Origin of the sequence: Streptomyces sp. NPDC001868, from assembly GCF_040297125.1 — a bacterium.
In the GTDB taxonomy this organism is placed as follows: domain Bacteria; phylum Actinomycetota; class Actinomycetes; order Streptomycetales; family Streptomycetaceae; genus Streptomyces.
Genome location: NZ_JBEOYO010000002.1, coordinates 174,794 through 195,604, shown reverse-complemented (window position 1 = coordinate 195,604; position 20,811 = coordinate 174,794). Strand labels below are relative to the sequence as shown.

Annotated in this window: 16 protein-coding genes; 9 read left to right on the top strand and 7 right to left on the bottom strand. The window is 71.3% G+C overall.

Features of this window, described 5'->3' with window-relative positions; all coding sequences use genetic code 11:
• Window positions 1–236 precede the first annotated feature (236 nt).
• Entirely contained in the window at window positions 237–626 is a 390-nt protein-coding gene (locus ABT147_RS03325; protein WP_351402708.1) for a cell division protein SepF, read from the bottom strand.
• A 447-nt stretch (window positions 627–1,073) separates the two neighbouring features.
• Between ABT147_RS03325 and ABT147_RS03320 the strand changes: the two genes are divergently transcribed.
• The 6 genes from ABT147_RS03320 to ABT147_RS03295 all read left to right on the top strand — a co-directional run bounded on the left by ABT147_RS03320 (window position 1,074) and on the right by ABT147_RS03295 (window position 9,712).
• Window positions 1,074–5,282 carry a bifunctional nitrate reductase/sulfite reductase flavoprotein subunit alpha gene (locus ABT147_RS03320; protein ID WP_351402246.1) on the top strand — a complete coding sequence of 1,403 codons (4,209 nt, stop codon included), beginning with the start codon at window positions 1,074–1,076 and terminating at the stop codon, window positions 5,280–5,282.
• Window positions 5,283–5,485: 203 nt separating this feature from the next.
• Window positions 5,486–5,863 carry a sortase-dependent protein gene (locus ABT147_RS03315; RefSeq protein ID WP_351402243.1) on the top strand — a complete coding sequence of 126 codons (378 nt, stop codon included), beginning with the start codon at window positions 5,486–5,488 and terminating at the stop codon, window positions 5,861–5,863.
• On the top strand, window positions 5,860–6,504 hold the full coding sequence (locus tag ABT147_RS03310) for a class F sortase (protein WP_351402241.1): 645 nt from the start codon (window positions 5,860–5,862) through the stop codon (window positions 6,502–6,504). Before ABT147_RS03315 ends, ABT147_RS03310 begins: the two co-directional genes overlap by 4 nt.
• A 161-nt stretch (window positions 6,505–6,665) precedes the next feature.
• The gene (locus ABT147_RS03305; protein WP_351402239.1) at window positions 6,666–7,166 is read left to right on the top strand and encodes an RNA polymerase sigma factor; all 501 of its coding nucleotides are present in this window, start codon (window positions 6,666–6,668) and stop codon (window positions 7,164–7,166) included.
• The gene (locus tag ABT147_RS03300; RefSeq protein WP_351402237.1) at window positions 7,150–7,629 is read left to right on the top strand and encodes a hypothetical protein; all 480 of its coding nucleotides are present in this window, start codon (window positions 7,150–7,152) and stop codon (window positions 7,627–7,629) included. The genes ABT147_RS03305 and ABT147_RS03300 overlap by 17 nt, the downstream gene beginning before the upstream one ends.
• A 358-nt stretch (window positions 7,630–7,987) precedes the next feature.
• Window positions 7,988–9,712 carry an APC family permease gene (locus ABT147_RS03295; RefSeq protein WP_351402234.1) on the top strand — a complete coding sequence of 575 codons (1,725 nt, stop codon included), beginning with the start codon at window positions 7,988–7,990 and terminating at the stop codon, window positions 9,710–9,712.
• Here the strand turns inward: ABT147_RS03295 and ABT147_RS03290 are convergent.
• The 3 genes from ABT147_RS03290 to ABT147_RS03280 all read right to left on the bottom strand — a co-directional run bounded on the left by ABT147_RS03290 (window position 9,696) and on the right by ABT147_RS03280 (window position 13,916).
• Window positions 9,696–11,579 (bottom strand): hypothetical protein, encoded by a 1,884-nt coding sequence (locus ABT147_RS03290; RefSeq protein WP_351402232.1) that lies wholly within the window; start codon window positions 11,577–11,579, stop codon window positions 9,696–9,698. The two genes, ABT147_RS03295 and ABT147_RS03290, sit on opposite strands and share 17 nt — an antisense overlap.
• Entirely contained in the window at window positions 11,576–12,604 is a 1,029-nt protein-coding gene (locus tag ABT147_RS03285) for a hypothetical protein (RefSeq protein WP_351402230.1), read from the bottom strand. The genes ABT147_RS03290 and ABT147_RS03285 overlap by 4 nt, the downstream gene beginning before the upstream one ends.
• A 1,075-nt stretch (window positions 12,605–13,679) precedes the next feature.
• Window positions 13,680–13,916: a hypothetical protein gene (locus ABT147_RS03280; protein ID WP_351402228.1), complete on the bottom strand. Its 237-nt coding sequence runs from the start codon at window positions 13,914–13,916 to the stop codon at window positions 13,680–13,682.
• Here ABT147_RS03280 and ABT147_RS03275 point away from each other — a divergent pair.
• Window positions 13,896–14,324, top strand: a complete 429-nt coding sequence (locus tag ABT147_RS03275; protein ID WP_351402226.1) for a hypothetical protein — start codon at window positions 13,896–13,898, stop codon at window positions 14,322–14,324. The two genes, ABT147_RS03280 and ABT147_RS03275, sit on opposite strands and share 21 nt — an antisense overlap.
• A gap of 210 nt (window positions 14,325–14,534) precedes the next feature.
• Here the strand turns inward: ABT147_RS03275 and ABT147_RS03270 are convergent, their stop codons facing one another.
• The 3 genes from ABT147_RS03270 to ABT147_RS03260 form a co-directional block, all read right to left on the bottom strand.
• A complete protein-coding gene (locus tag ABT147_RS03270) occupies window positions 14,535–15,236 on the bottom strand; it encodes a restriction endonuclease (RefSeq protein ID WP_351402223.1) in 702 nt (233 codons plus the stop codon).
• 120 nt (window positions 15,237–15,356) lie between these two features.
• Window positions 15,357–16,685, bottom strand: coding sequence for a class I SAM-dependent RNA methyltransferase (locus ABT147_RS03265; protein ID WP_351402221.1), 1,329 nt, complete (start codon window positions 16,683–16,685; stop codon window positions 15,357–15,359).
• 169 nt (window positions 16,686–16,854) lie between these two features.
• Window positions 16,855–18,930: an APC family permease gene (locus tag ABT147_RS03260; protein WP_351402219.1), complete on the bottom strand. Its 2,076-nt coding sequence runs from the start codon at window positions 18,928–18,930 to the stop codon at window positions 16,855–16,857.
• Between the two features lie 444 nt (window positions 18,931–19,374).
• Between ABT147_RS03260 and ABT147_RS03255 the strand changes: the two genes are divergently transcribed.
• On the top strand, window positions 19,375–20,046 hold the full coding sequence (locus tag ABT147_RS03255) for a potassium channel family protein (RefSeq protein WP_086753671.1): 672 nt from the start codon (window positions 19,375–19,377) through the stop codon (window positions 20,044–20,046).
• Window positions 20,046–20,723: a potassium channel family protein gene (locus tag ABT147_RS03250; RefSeq protein ID WP_351402217.1), complete on the top strand. Its 678-nt coding sequence runs from the start codon at window positions 20,046–20,048 to the stop codon at window positions 20,721–20,723. Before ABT147_RS03255 ends, ABT147_RS03250 begins: the two co-directional genes overlap by 1 nt.
• The last annotated feature ends 88 nt before the right edge of the window (window positions 20,724–20,811 follow it).

The following is a 20,811-nucleotide window of genomic DNA, read 5'->3' as shown; positions in this document are numbered from 1 at the left end:
AAACCGTTCCACCCAGTGGATCTTCCTACGATCGAGGGAGCGCCCTGAACGGGGCGGGGGCGCTGACGGCCGACCGCGAGCCCCGGACGAGACCGCCCGGGAGCGCGCCGACACCGGGCGCCGTCACACCCCAGAGCCCGGGCTCTTTACGGTGCACTTCCACGGCCCGGGGCTCTCATGTCACGCCCCGCGCCCCGGGCGCACCCCAGCACGCGCCGAGGCACTCCGGCCCCACATCACACCCCAGGAACCCCCGCCCCCTCCATCAACCCCCGCACCTCGGTTCCCGGGGGCGTGAGAAGGAACACGTTTCGGTCTACCCGGTGCATTCCGCTGGCCAGGCCGAAAACAACCCCTGTGCTGAAGTCCAGCACGCGCTTGGCGGTGTCGGACTCCGCGCCGGACAGGTCCAGGAGCACCGGAATGCCCGCCATCAGCGTCTCCGCCACCTCGCGGGCGTCCGCGAAGACGTTGATGCGCAGCACCACGAAGCGGCGCCGGGCCTCGGTCTCGGCTTCCGGTATGGTCCGGTGGCCGACCGCGGACGGCCAGGCGTCCCGGCCCCGCAACGGCACGACCTGGGCGAGCCCCTCCCACTGTTCGTCGGTGACATCGTGGCTGTTCACCCTGTTCACCGGCCTTCCCCCTGGCTCGCACTGAATGACTGCATCAGCCAATTCTTACGCATGGTCACCCGTTCGGCCCAACAGCGACACGGACCGCCACACCTCCTTCCGGTACAACGGCCGGAACCCGCCCTCACAACCCCTTGCGCGGCCGTGTGTGGCGGGCGTAACGCCTCATGATCAGGTCATGTGACACAGGCGTAACGGGCAATTCGTACGATCGGGCCTGGTGGGCGGCGACGCTGAAGCTGAGCGAGAGCTGAGCAGGAGCTGAGCGGAAGCCGCCCGGCCGCCGTACCAGACAGCGACCGGACGACCGGCGGCGCAGCCCGCCGGACGACCCGGTACAGCCCGACGGGCGCCCCGGCACATCCCGCCGGACGACCGGGCGACGACCGACCGGATGACCGCCCGGACACCCCGGACGCCGACAGAGAGGGGCCGCCCGTGGCCGCACAGGGCCCGCAGAGCACCACGACGCAGGTGCGGACCGTGTGCTCGTACTGCGGTGTCGGCTGCGGCATGCTCCTGGACGTCGGGATGGGCCCCGACGGCCGGCGCACGGTCCTGCGGGCGACGGGCGACAAGTCCCACCCGGCGAACTTCGGCCGCCTGTGCACCAAGGGCGCGACCACGGCCGACATGCTGGCCGCGCCCGGCCGGCTCACCACCGCCCTCGTCCGGGACGACCGGGGCGACGAGCCGGTCCCCGCCCCGGTCGCGGACGCGATCGCCGAGACCGCCCGGCGGCTGCGCGCGATCATCGACGAGCACGGGCCCGACGCGTTCGCCTTCTATGTCTCCGGCCAGATGAGCCTGGAGGCGCAGTACCTGGCGAACAAGCTGGCCAAGGGCTTCATCCGAACCAACCAGATCGAGTCGAACTCCCGGCTGTGCATGGCGAGCGCCGGCACGGGCTACAAGCTGTCGCTGGGTGCCGACGGGCCGCCCGGCTCGTACGAGGATCTCGACAGGGCGGATGTCTTCCTCGTCATCGGTTCCAACATGGCCGACTGCCACCCGATCCTGTTCCTGCGGATGATGGACCGGGTCAAGGCGGGCGCGAAGCTGATCGTCGTCGATCCGCGGCGGACGGCGACGGCCGAGAAGGCCGATGTCTTCCTCCAGATACGTCCGGGTACCGACCTCGCCCTGCTCAACGGGCTGCTGCATCTCCTGCACGCGGACGGACACACCGACCCCGGCTTCATCGCCGCCCACACCGAGGGCTGGGAGGCGATGCCCGGCTTCCTCGCCGACTACGCGCCGGACGCCGTCGCCGACATCACCGGCATCCCGGCGGACGACATCCGTGAGGCCGCCCGGCTCATCGGCGAGGCCGCCGAGTGGACGAGCTGCTGGACCATGGGCCTCAACCAGTCCACGCACGGCACCTGGAACACCAACGCGCTGGTCAATCTGCATCTGGCGACCGGCGCGATCTGCCGCCCGGGCAGCGGCCCGTTCTCGCTCACCGGGCAGCCCAACGCCATGGGCGGGCGCGAGATGGGCTACATGGGGCCGGGGCTGCCCGGCCAGCGGTCCGTGCTCGTGGACGAGGAGCGGGCGTTTGTCGAGGAGCTGTGGGAGCTGGCCCCGGACAGCCTGCGCAAGGACGGGTTCGGCAAGGGCACCGTCGAGATGTTCCAGAAGATGGCCGACGGGGAGATCAAGGCCTGCTGGATCATCTGCACCAACCCGGTCGCGTCCGTGGGCAATCGGAAGACCGTGATCGAGGGGCTGGAAGCCGCCGAGTTCGTCGTCACACAGGACGTCTTCGCCGACACCGAGACCAACGCGTACGCCGATGTCGTCCTGCCGGGCGCGATGTGGACCGAGTCCGAGGGCGTCCTCATCAACAGCGAGCGGAATCTGACGCTCGCGGCCCCCGCCGCCGACCCGCCCGGTGAAGCCATGGCCGACTGGCGGATCATCGCGGCCGTCGCGCGGGAGATGGGGTTCGAGAAGGGGTTCTCCTACGACAGCGCCGAGCAGGTCTTCGAGGAGATCAAGCGGGCGTGGAACCCGAAGACCGGCTGGGATCTGCGGGGTGTGACGTACGAGCGGCTGCGGTCGGAGTCGGTGCAGTGGCCGGCCGCCGCGGAGGACGGGCCGGCGCGGAATCCGATCCGGTACGCCGGGGCGGGGGCGGACGGAGGGCTCCTCTTCCCCACCGCCAGTGGGCGGGCCGTGTTCCACGCGCGGCCGCACATGCCGGCCGCCGAGATGCCGGACGACGACTACCCGTTCGTGCTCAACACCGGGCGGCTGCAGCACCAGTGGCACACGCTGACGAAGACGGGCAAGGTCGCCAAGCTCAACCGGCTGAACCCGGGACCGTTCGTGGAGATACATCCGCAGGACGCGCGTGAACTGGGCGTCCTGGAGGGGGACTCCGTCGAGGTCGCGTCGCGGCGGGGGCGTGCCGTGCTCCCGGCGGTGGTGTCGGACCGGGTGATGCCCGGGTGCGTGTTCGCGCCGTTCCACTGGAACGACCTGTTCGGCGAGTATCTGAGCATCAACGCGGTGACGAGCGACGCGGTGGATCCGCTGTCGTTCCAGCCGGAGTTGAAGGTGTGCGCGGTGTCGCTGGCGAAGGTGGCGGCGCCGGCACGGGTGCCGACGCGGTCGTCGGCCCCGGTCGAGACCAGGCCCGCCGAGGCCCTCGCGCCGGCGACGGTGACCGTGCCGACGACGGTGACCGTGCCCACGGCGGTCACCCCCGGCGTCGCCAACCCGTTCGGGCTGGAGCCCTCGCCCCCGCCCGTCCTCTCCGCCCAGGAGCGCCAGTACCTCACCGGCTTCCTCGCCGGGCTCGGCTCCGGTGTGCAGGGGGTGCCGGTGCTTCCGGTGGACGCGCCGTTCAGTCCCGAGCACGCGATGTGGGTCAACGGGGTGCTCGCCGGCATGTACTCGCGGTCGGCGGCCCCGGGCCCTGCGCCCGCCGCCGGGCCCGCCGGGCGTGAGGTCGTCGTGCTGTGGGCCTCGCAGACCGGGACCGCCGAGGAGTTCGCGGTGGCGGCGGCCGAGCATCTGGGGGCCGCCGGGCACCGGGCGACCCTCGTCGGCATGGACGAGGCGATCCCCGACCAACTGCCGCGCGGGGCCGACCTGTTGCTGATCACCAGCACCTTCGGTGACGGCGACGCACCCGACAACGGCTCCGGGTTCTGGGACGCGCTGTCCCACCGGGAGGCCCCCCGCCTCGACGGTGTGCGCTACGCCGTGCTGGCCTTCGGCGACTCCTCCTACGACGACTTCTGCGGCCACGGCCGCCGTCTGGACGCCCGGCTGGACGAGCTGGGCGCGGTGCGCCTGGCCCCGCGTACGGACTGCGAGCCGGACTACGAACCGTCGGCGGACGCCTGGCTCGGCCAGGTCATCACCGCGCTCGGCACGGACACCGGCATCGCCACGGACACCGGCACCGGCATCGGCACGGCTCCGGAGGCGAAGCCTCAGGGCACCACGGCCACGGCCGCAGCCACACCCACTACCACCGCTGCCGCCACGGCCCCGGCTCCCCTCACCCGTTCCCCCAAGCCCGCGCCCGCCGCCGCCCGGCTGGTCGGCAACCGGCTGCTCAGCCTGCCCGGGGCGGGCAAGGAGGTGCGCCGGTTCACCTTCGACACCAGCGGTACGGGACTGTCGTACGAGGCGGGCGACGCGCTCGGCGTACGACCCGTCAACTCCCCCGACCTGGTGGCGGAATGGCTGGCGGTGACCGGCCTTGACGGCTCGACTCCCGTGGAGGTCAACGGAGTTGGCGAGGTGCCGTTCGCCGAGGCCCTGCACCGGCACCTGGACATCACCCGGATCACCTCGGACCTGCTGCGCTTCGTCTCCGAACGCACGCGGGACAACCGGGAGTTGAAGAAGCTGATGCGCCCGGACAACAAGGACGGGCTGGCCCAGTGGTCGTGGGGGCGGCAGGCCGTCGACGTGGTCACCGAGTTCGCCGTGCGGGCCTCCGCCCAGGAGTGGGCCGGCGTCTTCAAACGGCTCCAGCCCCGGCTGTACTCCATCTCGTCGAGCCCGCTCGTCGACCCCCACCACATCTCGCTGACGGTGTCGGTCGTCCGGTACGAGAACCTGCGCGGACGGCCGCGCGGCGGAGTCTGCTCGCCCTTCCTCGCGGACGGCGAGCCGGACCTTGAGGTGCCGGTCTTCGTGCAGCGCTCGCCGCACTTCAGGCCGCCTGCCGACCCGTCGACCCCCATGGTCATGGTCGGCCCCGGCACCGGTGTCGCCCCCTTCATCGGCTTCCTCCAGGAACGGCGGGCCCTCGGCCACCGGGCGCCCAACTGGCTGTTCTTCGGGGAGCAGCACCGGGCCACGGACTTCTACTACCAGGACGAGCTGACGGCCCTTCAGGAGTCGGGCACGCTCAGCCGGTTGGACACCGCGTTCTCCCGTGACCAGCGCACCAAGGTCTATGTCCAGGACCGTATGCGCGAGCGCGGGCCCGAGTTGTGGCACTGGCTCCAGGACGGCGCCCGTCTCTACGTCTGCGGCGACGCCTCCCGCATGGCGAAGGACGTCGACCAGGCCCTGCGGGACATCGCGGTCACCCATGGCGGGATGACCGAGGGCGAGGCCGCCGCGTACATGAAGCAACTGGCGACGGAGAAGCGGTACGTGCGGGACGTGTACTGAGCCGGTTCCCGGGCCCTTCCCAAGCGGTTCCGCAGCGGTCTGACACGTACCTGGCCCGGCCTCGGGAAACCCTCCGCCGGACGACTTTGCCATCTCTTTACAACGCGTCCCGCCGCTGTCTCGTCTCTCCGCTCGATATGTGACGCCGCCGCATGCCGGGCAACCGGCCCGGCGGCCCGGGAACCGACGAGAGAGAGCCACTCATGCGCCGAACCGTCCTCAGTGCCACGGCACTCGCCTTCACCGCCGTGCTGGCGACCGCACTGCCGGCGTTCGCCGACGACACGAGCCCGACCACCGCGCCGCAGGACGCGTCCGCCGCGCCGAGCGCGGTCCCGTCCGCCCCGGCCACCAAGGCTCCGTCCGAGGCCGAACCCACCAAGGACACCAACAACGGCGACACGCGCCCGGAGCCGAGCCAGGTCTCCGTCGTCCCCAGCGGCGCGCCCGACACCGGTGCGGTGTCGGGGTCGACGGGGACCGGCACGGGCGTCCTGGCCGGTGCGGGCGCCACCGCGCTGCTCCTCGGCGGCGGCGCGGCCGTCGTCCTCGTACGGCGCCGGCGGGCGAACGAGGCGTGACCTCGCTCTCCAGGCGCGCCTTCACCACGGCCGCCACCGCCGCGACCGCTTCGCTGCTCGTGAGCTGCGCCGACCGACGAACCGACCGGGCCACGACCTCGCCCTCCGCGGGCGACGCGACCCCGTCCTCGCCTTCCGAGCCGTCCGCCGCCGGTGCCGGTGCCGGTGCCGCGCGTGCCCTCGGCCGCTCGGTCCCGGTCAGACTGCTGATACCGGTCATCGAGGTCGACACCCCGGTCATCCGGCTGGGGCTGGCCCCGGACGGCACCGTGGAGGTGCCGCCGATCACCGCGCACGACCGGGCGGGCTGGTACGAGCACTCACCGACACCGGGGCAGACCGGGCCGTCGGTGATCCTGGGCCATGTCACGGTCGGCGCCTACGGCGACGGGGTCTTCCGCCGCCTGGACCGGCTGCGGCGGGGCGAGCGGATCGAGGCGCGCCTGGAGAACGGCACGACAGCGGAGTTCGGCGTCGACTCCGTACGGACGATCGCCAAGGCCGACTTCCCCGCGGAGGAGGTCTACGGCAACGTGGACCTCCCCGCGCTGCGTCTCGTCACCTGCGGCGGCCCCCGCACGGGAGACGAGTACCGCGACAACGTGATCGTCTTCGCCACGCTGAGCGCCACGGGCCGGTGACCCACGGCCCCTTGGCGCACGGACCGCCGGCCCACGGAGCGGTGATCCACGGAGCGGTGATCCACGGCCCAGCGCTCCGCCCACCGATCGGGTCAGCGATCGACCTGTCAACCACCCACCCCCCACTGCCACTTGTCGCCCCATCACGACCATGGAGAGCGTTGAAACGGTCCCGCGAGAAGGCCGCGTCCGAGCTGTTCGCCGCCCTCTACCCGCGCCTCGCCGGCTGGTGCCGTCGGCTGGTCGACGACGACGAGACGGCCCACGAGATCGCGTCGGAGGCGTTCGCCCGGCTCTGGGCCCGCTGGACGTCCGTGGCGGAGCCGCACGGCTTCCTCTACGTCACCGCGGCCAACCTCGTGCGGGACCACTGGCGCAAGCTCGAACGCGAACGCAAGGCGATGCGCCGGGTCACCGCCGAGGCCTCGGTGCGCCCGCTGCCCGACCATGCCGAGCAGTCCGACCCCTCGGTCCGGCTGCTCGTGCAGTCGCTGCCGGAACGGCTGCGCGTGCCGATCCTGCTGCACTACTACGCTGACATGCCGATCCGGGAGGTGTCCGTGCTGACCGGACGCAAGGAAGGAACCGTCAAGGCCGACCTCCACGCGGCCCGCGAACTGCTCCGCGCCCATCTGAGGAGAAGCCTTGATCACACGCCCTGACGAGGGCCCGGACTTCGAGCCCGACGACCCGCTCACCGTCCTCCTGCGGCCCCCCGCCGACCGCCTCGGCCCACCCCCCGGCCGCTACGAGACGATCCGTCGCACCGCGGCCCGCCGCCGCCTCGTCCGGGCCGCGGCCGGCGCCGCCGCGACCTGCGCGGTCGTCGCCCTCATCGCCCTCCCCGTGCGCTTCGCCGGGAACGAGGCCCCCGACTCCCCCTCGGGCCCCATGGCCCCGCCGCCCGCGACCAGCCCCTCGCTCACCCCGCCGACCTCCCGCGTCCCCGACACCGGACCACCCGCCGAACAGCTCCCGAGCCCCGTCCCCTCGGCCCCACCCACCAAGACCGGGACCGCGCCCAGCGCTCCGGAGACGACCCCGACCCGCGCCCCGACCCCGACCCCGACCTCGACCCCGACCACCGACGTCTCGGCCCCGAGCGACTCGCCCGACGCGGGTTGAGCCAACGCCGCGCAACGCATCCGCGCGAGCGGGCCCGGCCACCCGTCTCCCGCAGGGGCGTACGCGCTCGGCCACCCGTCTCCCGCAGGGGCGTACGCGCCCGGCCACCCACCCCTTCGCGGTCGACAGGATCGGCTCCGCGCACCGCCGACCGTCCCAGGCCCCTTCCGTCGCGGCCGTCGCGGCACCCCCAGGGAGCCGCTCCGCCCCGGTGCCGGGCGCCCCGGACCGACGGCGCGTTCCCCTGCCGCACCGGCATCCACACGGCTAGCGTGGATCCACCGCGGCTTTGTCGAAGGGGGAGAAGTTGGGGTGGTCGAGGGGCAGAGGCGCGGCACGGGCGGGCTCGACGGAGGACTTGGCGGAAGCGGACGAGCGGCGCCGCCTATCCACCCTGGACCTCGTGGGCCTCGCGGCCGGCGGTGTCGTCGGTTCCGGATGGCTGATGGCGGCCGGTTCCGTCTACGCCGAGGCGGGCGACGGCGCCGTATGGGCCTGGGTGATCGGCGGGGCCCTGATGCTGCTGATCGCCGCCGTGATGGTCGAGTTGGGGATCGCCCTCCCCAAGACGGGCGGGCTGATCTTCCTCCCCCTCCAGGCCGCCGGACCGCTGGTGGCCACGGTCGTGGCCGCCGGGCTGTGGATCGCGTACGCGGTCAACCCGGCGAGCGAGGCCGTGGCCATGGTCCACGGGCTCGCGTTCCAGTTCGAATCACTGCTGGAGCAGGAGGGCGGGACCTACCGTCTCTCCGGCGCGGGCTGGCTCTGGGCCGTCGTGTTCATGGCGGCGATCGTGGGCCTCAATCTGCTGCCACCGCGTCGTCTGATCCGGCTGAACCTGTTCGTCACCGCGGTCAAGGTCCTGATCCCGGTGCTCATCATCGTCTTCCTGGGGACGGCCGCCGCCGACACCTGCCGGCCGGGCGACGTCTGGCACTTCAGCACACTGCGGGAGAGCGCCAGGAGCCAGGCCGGAACCATCTCACCGCTGTACGTGGTGCTGGGCGGCAGCATCATCTACGCGTACATCGGCTTCCAGGCCCCGCTGGACTTCGCCGGCAACGTCAAACGGCGCGGCACGGGAGAGGCCGCGCGGCTGCGATGGGCCGTGTACGGCACGCTGATCGGCGCGTTCCTGCTGTACACGGCGCTGCAACTGGTGTTCGTCCAGCACTGCGGCAGGCCCATGACGAACATGCTCGACTCCCCGTACGCCCAGTTCGCCATGGCCCTGTCGATGACCTGGCTGGTCTGGCTGGTCCATGTGGACGCGTTGCTCTCGCCAATGGGCTCCGGCATCGTCTTCACCCACGCGCTGACCCGTGAGGTCGCCGCCCTGAGCCGCGCCCACCTCACCCACCGGGGGCTGCAGACCGCCCGCCGGGCCTCGTTCCGGTTCCGGGGCGCCGAGATCGACGCGTACTGGATGATCCTGCTGGTCAATTTCGTCATCGGTCTGGGGATGCTCGCGCTCGCCCGGGGCCGATGGGAGGAGCTGGTCGCCCTCAACAGCGTGCCCACGATGGTGGTCTACGCCCTGCCGGGTGTCGTCCTGGTGGCGCTGAGACCGCCGGGAGTCCGGGGCGCGCGGCGGAGGGTTCATCTGGCCCTGGCCTACACCGCGTTCATCGCGATCGCCCTCGTGATCCACGAAGCGCGGTGGGCCGATGTGTGGCGGGGCATGGCGGCCGTGGGCATCGGCGCGGCACTGCTGCTCGGGCTGCCCCGGCTGGCGAGACTCGACCTGCCCTTCGTGGGACGCCTGTTGCGGCGCTACGACGCTCGCGACCACGTCTCGCGCTTCGCCGCCCCCGGTGACCCGGCCGTCCGGCCGATGCTGCTGTTCCTCGCGCATCTGGCGGTGCTCGTGGTGTGCACGTTCCTGCGGGAGCACCTGGGCGACAAGGACCACGCGTACGACCCCCTCGACGTGGCGACGCTGCTGATCGTCACCGTGTCGGCGGCCGTCGTGTTCCCCCTGATGGTCCGGGCCGCACGCCGCTACATGGCGTCCGCACCGCCCACTCTGCCCGCTCCCCGCCCCGAGCCACGGCCGAAGTCACCGGTCACCGAAGGGACTTGATCACCCACTCCGCCGCCTCGCACCTCCCGGCCGCCCGCAGCGCCGCCACCGCGTCGTCGCGGTGGCCCACGTCCGACCACCGGCCCACCGTGGCCCGCAGCAGCAGCTCCGCGTCCGGCAACGGCAGCGCCAGCACCTGGCCCACGACCTCGACGACATCGGCCGGGGTCACCAACTGCTCGTTCTCCAGGAACCGTTCGAGCAGCGTCCAGGACACCTTGTGCAGCCCGGCGTGGTGCAGTCGTCCCGCCACATCGGCGACCAGCTCGGCGTCGACCGTCAACTCCTGCGACGGATCGGAGAGTTCACGGCAGGCCGAGCGCACGGCGACCGCGTACTTGGCGTCGTGCAGCGCGCGGACGCACTCCACGAACCAGTTGCGGTCCTCATCCCTCCCCATGACGGCCATGGCGATCCGACGCCCCACCTCGTGCGCGGCCCTGGTCCGGTCACGGCTGCGCTCGACACGGCCCAGCAGGGTCACCAGATCGGCGCCGGAGCGCCCCTCGACCCGTACGGCGGCGACCTGGCACAGCAGCCGGGAGCACTCGGGGGCGGCACCGTCCAGGGACAGCCACTCGCCCAGCTGGGTCAGCTCGTTCAGGGGGCGGGGGGAGGAGGCGGCGGCGGAGGGAGGGGGCGTGGAGGCGGCGGTGGAGGGTGTCGAGGCCGAGGGTGTCTCGGCGGAGGGTGCGGAGGTGCCCGCCACGATGTCGTTCAGCAGGCTCCGGGTGGTGCGGGTCAGGGCCGGCTCCTTGTGCCAGGAGGCCACGAGCACGGCCAGCTCCTGCACGTTCGCGTTCGCCGCCGCGTAGCGCCGCACCAGGGCGCACTTGGCGGGGGACGCCTCGTCCTTCGCCAGCATCGCGCAGAGCTTCACCAGATGCCGGGGCTGTGTGGTGCGGCCGATGTGCTCGGCGAGGGCGTCATGGCCGGTCCCGCGCCGGGCGATCAGCTTCGCCACCAGGCGTCGGGTGCGCTCCACCTCGGTCGCGTCCGAGGCGTTCAGCCGCTCCTCGACCCAGCGCTCCAGGACCCGCCCGGCCGGGCTGAGATGCTGGAACGCGCCCGCCAGATCGGCGATCTCCTCCCCCTCCTCGCCCGCCCCGGCGGCACCCGGCGGGCTGTCGGCGATCGCCCGCAGGGTCAGCCCGAGCAGCCGGTCGGCCTCACGGTGGCAGCCCTCGTCGCGGAGCGCGGTGTGCAGCAGGGCCTTGTCGAGGTTGGTGCGGCCGGAGCCGGGCCCCGCGAACACCTGCACGGTGCGCTTCGCGAGCGCCGACCGCCGCTGCTCCAGCACCCGCACGAACACCGCCACGTCGAACGCCGTGCGCTGGCACGCGACATCGTGCACCAGACTCGCGGTGATCGGGGCGCGCTCGCTGCGGGACTCCGCCTCCTGCTGCATCACGGCCAGCTCGGCGGCCTCTCCGACGGGCCGCGACAGGGCCGCCGTCGCCATCAGCATGACCGCGTCCCGTGGATCGAAGTGGTGGGCGAGATGGACCAGTTCGCCGACCGGGCGGCGCAGCGCGAAGGCGTGCAGAGCACGCATGGCCATCGCCTCACGGTGCTCCTCCCGCATCCGGCGCAGGATCCCCACGAACTGCCACACCTGGATCCGAGTCACCCACGCATACGCCTCGTTGAGCGACTCGGCCAGGTCCATCTGGAACAAGTGGTCGGTGTGGCGGGTGCGTTGGGCGGGCGGAGCGCTCCGGACACGTTCGGCGCCCTGGACGGCCGCTGCGCCACCGGTGCCGTCGATGAAGCCGGGGTTGGTATGGGTGTGGGCGTGGGTGTTGGTATCGGTGTTGGCGTTGGTATCGGTGTCGGGGTTGCCGTCGGTGCCCTGGACGTCGGTCATCCGCCGCCCAGCATCGCGGGTTCGATCTCACCCCAGTACAGGACGAAGTCGACCGGGTTGGTCAGCAGTTCGCCTGCCCTCCGGTCGACGCGGCGGGCCAGGTCGCGGCTCTGCTCGTCCCCGGCCTTGAGCCGCACGACCACGCGGCCCGCGAGGTCCGGGCGGCTCATCAGACCGGGCAGATTGCGCTCGCCGTTGAGGAGCAGTTCGCGGACCCACTCGTCCACCGTCTCCGGTGTGCGGGTCCGGGGCCGGCGGCCCTTCGCGCTGTTGGTGAAGAGCGGGGCGGCCTCCGAGGCGTCGTTCAGCAGCATCCGGGGCGTGGGGTGGACGCCGCACTCCTGCATGCTCTCGTCGATGCCGGCCCGGAGCGCGCCGAGCGTGAGGTCGTCGGGGTGGTCGGGCATGCCCTGCGCCAGCACGTTCAGCAGATGGCCGCTGAACGTCGTACAGCCGTCGAGAGGGGCGGGAAGGTTCGCGCAGGCGCCCGCCCACGCGTTGTGGACGTTGCCGCCGACCGCGGTGAGGACGCAGGTGCCCTGGTAACGGGTGCCGAGGACGCCCGGCAGGGCGGACTCGGAGCCGAGGTGCGGCAGCATGCTGGAGTAACAGCAGTCCGCGATCAGCACTTTGAGGCCGGCCCTGCTCTTCCTGATCGCCCGGTACACGTACCAGGCGGACAGCCAGGTCCAGGGCTCGTTGATCCGGGAGGAGCCCACCGCGAAGTGGACCTGCCCGCCGGGTACGTCCTGCCAGTACGCGCCGTGCCCGACGTACACCACGAGCAGCGTGTCCTCCGGCCCCTCCCCGGCCGCGGCCGCCTCATGGAGGGCCCGCATCACCCCGTCCGCGGTCCGCGCCCGCCCCGGCTCCAACACCGGCGACCGCTCGGCCGCTCCCCACCTCGGGTCCCGGGCCAACGCCTCCCCGTACGCCCGGGCACTCGCCTCGATCGTCGGATACCCATGTATCCCCGAGTCGTCGTCATACGCCCCGACCCCCACCACCAACGCCCGGGATGCCATACCGTCAACTCCCCCCGAGCCCGGCGGGACGTTGTGGGGGTTCTGGGGCTTGCGGGGGGTCTGGGGTCTGCGGGGGCGCCGGGGGTCGCGGGGGCTCTGGGGGTTGCATAGGTTCCGGGTTCGGCGGGGGCTGAGGGGATCGCGGGGGCTCCGGGCCCCGCGGAGGCTCCGGGGATCGCGAGGACTCCGGATCTTGTGGGGGCTCCGGGCTGCGCGAAGGCACCGGATGGCCTTGCGGCGACTCTGGGCCCCGGGAAGGCTCCGGGCCTTGCGAGGGTTCTGGATCCTCCGGGGGGTTCGGGGGCTGCCCTGCCCCCGGGTCCTGCGGAGCCTGTTGAGGCTGCCCGGCCCGTGGCCCCTGCCCGGCCTGCGGAGGCAGTGGAGGCTGCCCGCCCTGCGGGTCCTGCCCAGCCTGCGGCGGCTGCGGCGGAGCTGGTGGGCGCTGCGGATCCACCGGCTCCGGCGGCTGCGGCGGACGTACGACGATCGTGACGGACGGCGGATCGAGCCTGCGCCCCCGCCAGTTGTCGACCGCCAGTTGCGCGGCGACCTGGATCGTGGCCCCGATGCCGCCGCCGAGCACGGCCTGCAGCATCGTCTCGGTGAGCCCCCCGTCGAGGGTGCCGTCCCGCCGGGCCGGCTCAAGCCGCCACACCAGCCCTGTCGCACGCCCGAGTTCTTCGAGGAGCTCCTCCGGATCGTCCAGCCCGACCGGCCCCTCGACCTTCACGGAGATTGTCGCCGTCATGTCTGCCATGCCTCCCCCGAAGCGCCCAGCCGTACGCATCCACTCTGCCAGCCCGAACACCGACCCCACGAGGGCGAACCGGGGCCCGTTACAGGCTCACCGCACCCCCGATCACCACCCTCACGCCCCCGACCGCCGCCCCACCTCGTACGTGGAACTCGGTGGAGCAGCCGTAACCGCCTTAAATGCGCACGACGTTGAGACCGATCCGCATGGCGGTCTCGGAGCCGAACAGCTTCGCCGTCCCGGCCTCCAAGTGCGGTCTTCGGGGTCGTCGCGGTTCGTGCGGGGCCGGCCCGCGGCGACTGGACGTCGGCGTACGGGCCGTCAGGCGCCGGCGTCCGCAGGTGAGACGAGGTCGGCGATACGGGCCCACATCTGCGGCGGGTTGGAGTACATCGGGAAGTGGGCGCAGTGCTCGATCTCGGCGAGCTCGACGCCGCCTTCGGCCAGGGCGGGGAGGTAGGAGAGCGCGTTGTTCTGCTCCCCGTACATGAACGTCTTCGGCGCGGGGAGCCCGAGGAACCGGTCGAGCAGCTTGCCGTGGTCGGAGAGATCGACCACGGACTCGAAGATGGCCCTGACCACTCCGGCCCGGACCTCACGGCATTCGCCGGTGACGGCGAGGCCACCGGCCCCTTCCTCACCACCCGTCAGGGAAGCCGACGCTTCACCACCGGCATCGCCCACGCGGCCACCGGCAGTGTCCAGGACGCCACACACGAATTCTTCGGCATCCCGTTCGTCGGCACCGACCACGTCTTCCGCCTCATCGGAGACCGCGTGGAAGCGTTCTCCGGAATCCAAGCCGATCTTTTCGAGCACCTGAGCCACGGCAGGCTGGAGCAGTACCGCAGCGAGGTCTACACCCGGCGGTCCACTTGGCCCACGGGCAGTTGGGACGAGGATTGGGGCGGCCCCATTTCCCTGCACCAGGACGGCTCCGTCCTGGCCATGCACCTGTTGCCCTAACCCATCGCGCATCCGCACTCATTGACACAGGGTCGGAAAGCCTCGCTCGCCGTCCGTGGCCAAGCGCCTTCTAAGCGCTTGGCCCCGGTTCGAGCCCTACGGGGCGGTCACTTCCTCCCCCAACGGGAGGCGACCGCCGACGAGACCGCCGAAGAACTGGTCGAAGCCATGGCACTGGCCCGTCGGGTCTTTAGCCATGTGCGACATGCCCTACTCGTATGTCTCTTTCCGGCGAGTGCGATGTCTCCGATCACCCTGCCCTGCCCCGTTCACCTCACCGAGCGACAGGAGTGAAGCTCCGTTGTTCCACAGACCGAGGTGGTCGCGATGGACAGCGATGACGCCGTTCTGCACCGCGGTTCGCTCGGACGGTCCGGTGAAATACGTGGTCGTGACGAAGACCGCGACATCGGCCTTGAAGTGAACCCTCGACCCGAGAAGGTCTCGGATCTCACGGCTTGGGATCCTGCTCCTGGGTGAGTAGCGCTTGCACTGGATCACCATGCGCCGGCCGTCGGGCAAACGCCCCAACACATCCGCGCCATCGTCGTGAGAGCCTCCCACCCGGCGAACCTCGGTGCATCCATCACGTCGGCACAGCTCCACGACGAAGTCCTCGAACTCCCCTCCCGACATGGCGTCCACCTTGGCGAGAGACCGCCGGCCGGCCAAGACCGCCTCTTCCCGCCGCCACCGCTGATCACGCTTCTTGACCAGCCGATTCACACGCCACAGCCACCACCCGCCGGCCCCACCCCCGACGAGGGCCGACCCGGCGACGACGTACGGCCAGATGATCTGCCAGAAGAAGACGAGCAGGACGAGACAACCGCCACCACCGATCAAGCCCGCCTTGAGTCGCTGTTCGCGCCGCTTCCGCGCCGCCGAACGACGTCGATTCCGCACCGCCACCGAACCCCTCCCCATGCCCGAGCAGCAGTCTCGGCAGCTCCGCGGGGTTCGGTAAGGGCTCAGATCGGCCAGTGGCCGATGTCATTTCCCGCACATGGTGCGCACAGGCGAAATCCCAGCTCAGGCACCCTTGGCGACCGGCTCCAGAATCGCCACGCACTCCACATGATGAGTCATCGGAAACAGATCGAACACCCGAAGCATCCGCACCCGATACCCCCCCTCCCGGAAGTACCCCAGATCCCGCGCCAGCGCGGCCGGATCGCAAGCCACGTACGCGATCCGGCGGGCACCCAGTGACGAAAGATGCTGGACCGTCTTCTTGCCGGCCCCCGCTCGCGGCGGGTCCAGGACGATGAGGTCGACCTCCGCGATGCCCGTGCGCGGAAGCACCGCCTCGACCTTGCCCTGTTCGATACGGACGCGTTCGAAGTCGGCGAGGTTGTGGCGGGCGTCCTCGACGGCGCGTTTGCCGGACTCGATGCCGAGGACGGCGCCCTTGTCGCCGACGCGGTCGGCGAGGGCGCCGGCGAACAGTCCCACTCCGCAGTAGAGGTCCAGGGCCATGTCGCCCTTGCGCGGGAGCAGGCCCTGCATGACCGCCTTGACGAGGGTGTCGGCGGCCTTCGGGTGGACCTGCCAGAAACCACCGCTGCCGACACGGTACGTACGGTCGTCCGCGCGCTCGCGGACGAAGGGGCGCCCGTGGACACGGTGCACGCCCCCGTCCTTCTCCTCGACCCGCATCACCGACACCGGCTTGTCCAGCTCCACGATCGGAAGACGCGCCCCCGGCCGGGGCTCCAGGATCACCTGGCGGTCCTGCGACCCCGTCGCCGCGATCGCGTCGATCGACGCCATGCCCGTCCAGTCGCGCTTCTCGATCCCCAGCTCGGACACACCCGGCGCCGCGATCATGCAGTGGTCGATCGGCTCGACCTCGTGCGAGCGGTGCTTGCGCAGTCCGGCCCGGCCGGAGTCGTCCACCGCGTACTGCACGCGCGTACGCCACGCCGGGACCTCGCCCGCCGGCAGCTTGTCGCCCTCGGCCGGCATCACCGTGCCGTCCCAGCCCGCCTCCTCGGGCGTCAGGCCCGCGAGGCGCCGCAGCTGCTCGGTGACGACCTCACCCTTGAACCGGCGCTGGGCGCCCGGCTTGGCGTGCTGCCAGTCGCAGCCGCCGCAACGGCCCGGGCCGGCGTAGGGACAGGGGGCCTCGACGCGGTCCTTGGAGGCCGACAGGACCGAGACCGCGTCCGCCCGCAGGAAGCGCGCCCCCTCCTCACCGTCGGTCACCCGCGCCACGACCCGCTCGCCGGGCAGCGTGTGCCGTACGAAGAGGACCTGGCCCTCGGACGTACGCGCGATGCAGTGGCCGCCGTGGGCGACGGGGCCGACCTCGACCTCGTACTCCTCCCCCACCAGCGATTTCTTGGGTTCTGCCTGCATGGTGGGGTGACTCCAGAAGAGAGGAAAGCGACAACAGCCGGACAACAGCCCACCAGTCTACGTGGGTGCCGTCCGGCCGCTGACCACGAGCGAGGGCGAGCGGCGACCAGCGCCTCCCCGCGCTCAGCCCGCCCGGGCTCAGCACTCCCGCGCTCAGCCCTCCCCGCCCTCAGCCCTTGCTGCCCGAGGACTCCCTCGACGAGCCCTTCGACGACTCCTTCGGCCGCTCGTTCGCCGGCCCCCGCCGCACCGACCCCGGCGCGCTCCAGTCCTGCCGCTTGCGCGCCCGGCGCTTGGCGACCTCGGAGGACTCCAGCTGGTAGGGCACGGAGGTCACCATGACGCCCGGCGTGAAGAGCAGTCGGCCCTTGAGCCGGAGTGCGCTCTGGTTGTGCAGCAGATGCTCGTACCAGTGGCCGACCACGTACTCTGGGATGATCACCGACACCGCGTCGCGCGGCGACTCCTTGCGCAGCCCCTTGACGTACTCGATGACCGGCCGGGTGACCTCGCGGTACGGCGAGTCGAGGACCTTCAGCGGTACGTCGATGCCACGCCGGGTCCACTCCTCCTGGAGCGCCTTGGTCTCGGCCGGGTCGACGTTGACGCTGAGCGCCTCCAGCGTGTGGGAGCGCATCAGCTTGGCGTAGGCGAGGGCGCGCAGGGTGGGGCGGTGGATCCTGGAGATCAGGACGACGGAGTGGACCCTCGACGGGCGGACGACGTCGTCGCTCGGGCCGTCCGGCGCGGCGATCTCCGCGGCGACCCGGTCGTAGTGCTTACGGATGGCCGTCATCGTCGCGTAGAAGATCACCATGCCGAGCAGGGCGACCCAGGCGCCGTGCGTGAACTTGGTGACGAGGACGACGATCAGGACCAGCCCGGTGAAGAAGGCACCGAAGGTGTTGATCGCGCGGGAGCGGACCATGTGGCGGCGCTTGGCCGGGTCCCTCTCGGTGCGCAGATGGCGGTTCCAGTGCCGGACCATGCCCGTCTGGCTGAGGGTGAAGGAGACGAACACACCCACGATGTACAGCTGGATCAGACGGGTCGAGTCGGCGCCGTAGATCCACACCAGCAGCACGGCGGCGCCCGCGAGGAGCACGATGCCGTTGGAGAAGGCGAGGCGGTCGCCGCGGGTGTGCAACTGGCGCGGGAGGTAGCGGTCCTGGGCGAGGATCGAGCCGAGCAGCGGGAAGCCGTTGTACGCGGTGTTGGCCGCCAGGAAGAGGACCAGCGCGGTGGCGGCGGCCAGCACGACGAAGAAGAACGTGCCGTCGCCGAAGACGGCGGCGGCGACCTGGGAGATCACCGGGTTCTGGACGTAGGAGTCACCGACCGGGGTGCCGTCGCGCACCAGGTCGACCGCCGGGTTCTCGGCCATCCGTACGTCGGTGGCCATGGCGAGGCCGATGATGCCGCAGAACATGGTGACCGCGAGCAGGCCCATCGCGGCGAGGGTGCTGGCCGCGTTCTTCGACTTGGGCTTGCGGAAGGCGGGCACGCCGTTGGAGATCGCCTCGACGCCGGTGAGCGCGGCACAGCCGGAGGAGAAGGCGCGCAGCAGCAGGAAGACCAGCGCGAAGCCGGCGAGGCCCTGGTGCTCGGGCTTGATCTCCAGGTCCGCGGTGGGCGCCCGCATCGTGTCGTCGAGGACGAGGCCGCGGTAGGCGCCCCAGGCGATCATCACGAAGACGCCGACGACGAAGACGTACGTCGGGATCGCGAAGAGCTTCCCCGACTCCTTCACACCGCGCAGGTTCATCAGCGTGAGCAGCACGATGATGCCGATCGCGCACAGCACCTTGTGCTCGACGAAGAAGGGGATGGCCGAACCGAGGTTCTCCACACCGGAGGAGATCGACACGGCGACGGTGAGGACGTAGTCGACGAGGAGCGCGCTGGCGACGGTGAGACCGGCCTTGGGGCCGAGGTTGGTGTTCGCCACCTCGTAGTCGCCGCCGCCACTCGGGTACGCGTGCACGTTCTGCCGGTAGGACGCGACCACGGTGAACATCAGCACGACGACCGCGACGGCGATCCAGGGGCTGAAGTGGTAGGCCGACACGCCCGCGATGGAGAGGACCAGCAGCACCTCGCCGGGTGCGTACGCCACGGACGAGAGCGGGTCGGAGGCGAAGACGGGGAGAGCGATGCGCTTCGGCAGGAGCGTTTCGCCGAGCCGGTCGCTGCGCAGGGCGCGCCCGATCAGAATCCGTTTGGGCACGTCGGTCAGTTTGGACACGCAGAGGATCGTAAGCGCCACGACTGGTTCTGGGCACATCCGGGTGAAATCCCGGCGGGCCCCTGGGTGAAATCCCTCCGGCGGTGACTGCGAGGTGCGTCACGTCACGCATCCTCCGGTGTGATGGGCGGCGTCCTCACGTCTATATGACGAATTCCGTGGCGTTCGCGTCCACTTCCGTGACGTTCTCGTCCACCTCACTCACTGGAGGCCCCATGCAGGCCGCTACCGCGGAGCTGATCGGCGCTCTCGCCTCCCTCGTCGGACTCGGTGTCCTGACGAGGATCAGCGTCCGCCGGATCAGCCGACGCCGTCCCACGATGTGACCCGGGACTGCACGGGGGTGCCCCCGGTGGACCGCACGTGTGTAGCTTGGGCGACGGTCTGAGACCCTGTTTTCGACGTTTCGGCTGAACAGTAGCTATTGACACCGGAAGGACGGTCGTGCACATCGTCATCATGGGCTGCGGGCGAGTGGGTTCCACCCTCGCCCAGACCCTGGAGCAACAGGGGCACACGGTCGCCGTGATCGACCAGGACCCCACGGCCTTCCGTCGTCTGGGCTCGGGTTTCGGCGGCCGGCGCGTCACCGGGATCGGCTTCGACCGGGACACCCTCCGTGAGGCGGGCATCGAGGAGGCGGGCGCGTTCGCCGCCGTCTCCAGCGGCGACAACTCGAACATCATCGCCGCCCGCGTCGCCCGCGAGATGTTCGGCATCGAGAACGTGGCGGCGCGGATCTACGACCCCCGCCGCGCGGAGGTCTACCAGCGCCTGGGCATCCCGACGGTCGCCACGGTCCGCTGGACCGCCGACCAGATGCTCCGCCGGCTGCTTCCGTCCGGGGCGGAGCCGCTCTGGCGCGACCCGACCGGCGGCGTCCAGCTCGCCGAGGTGCACGCCTCGTCGGCCTGGGTGGGCCACAAGATCAGCAAGATGCAGGAGGAGACCGGCGTCCGCGTCGCGTTCCTCACCCGCCTGGGCGAGGCGATCCTGCCCTCCTCCCAGACGGTGCTGCAGGAGGGCGACCTCGTGCACGTGATGATGCGGACGGACGACGTGGAGAAGGTCGAGGCGTCCTTCGCCGAGGGCCCCGACGAAGAGGGCGGTCACTGATGAGGGTCGCCATCGCCGGAGCGGGAGCGGTCGGCCGCTCGATCGCGGGCGAACTGCTGGAGAACGGCCACGAGGTCCTTCTCATCGACAAGGCGCCGACGGCCATCTCGGTCGAACGCGTCCCCCAGGCGGAGTGGCTGCTGGCCGACGCCTGCGAGATCACGTCCCTGGACGAGGCGGCGCTCCAGCGCTGCAACGTCGTCATCGCCGCGACCGGCGACGACAAGGTCAACCTGGTCGTCTCGCTGCTGGCGAAGACGGAGTACGGCGTCCCGCGCGTCGTCGCCCGCGTCAACAACCCCAAGAACGAGTGGCTGTTCAACGAGTCCTGGGGCGTGGACGTGGCCGTGTCGACCCCGCGTCTGATGTCGGCGCTGGTCGAGGAGGCCGTCAGCGTCGGCGACCTGGTCCGGCTGCTGCGCTTCAGCCACGGCGACGCGAACCTGGTCGAACTGACCCTGCCGCCGGAGTCGGCCCTCGCCGGCACCCAGGTGGGCGAGGTCGAGTGGCCGGAGGACACCTCCCTGGTCACCATCATCCGAGGCACCCGGGTCCTCACCCCGACCCCGGACGACTCCCTGGAGGCCGGCGACGAACTCCTCTTCGTGGCCGCCCAGGCCCGCGAGGAACAGCTGGAGGACCTGCTGTCTGTGCGCCGCGAGGACGCGACGAGCTAGCGGGTTCCGATACGAGCTCGGGGCGCCGGAGAATCTCCGGCGCCCCGAGCTCGTCACCTCAGGCCTTCGTCACTTCTCAGCCCGGTCC

Excerpts from the sequence above, each read along its gene's own strand:
- ABT147_RS03315 (WP_351402243.1), top strand. The coding sequence starts at position 5,486 with ATGCGCCGAACCGTCCTCAGTGCCACGGCACTCGCCTTCACCGCCGTG.
- ABT147_RS03265 (WP_351402221.1), bottom strand. The coding sequence starts at position 16,685 with ATGCAGGCAGAACCCAAGAAATCGCTGGTGGGGGAGGAGTACGAGGTC.
- ABT147_RS03290 (WP_351402232.1), bottom strand. The coding sequence starts at position 11,579 with ATGACCGACGTCCAGGGCACCGACGGCAACCCCGACACCGATACCAAC.
- ABT147_RS03250 (WP_351402217.1), top strand. The coding sequence starts at position 20,046 with ATGAGGGTCGCCATCGCCGGAGCGGGAGCGGTCGGCCGCTCGATCGCG.
- ABT147_RS03285 (WP_351402230.1), bottom strand. The coding sequence starts at position 12,604 with ATGGCATCCCGGGCGTTGGTGGTGGGGGTCGGGGCGTATGACGACGAC.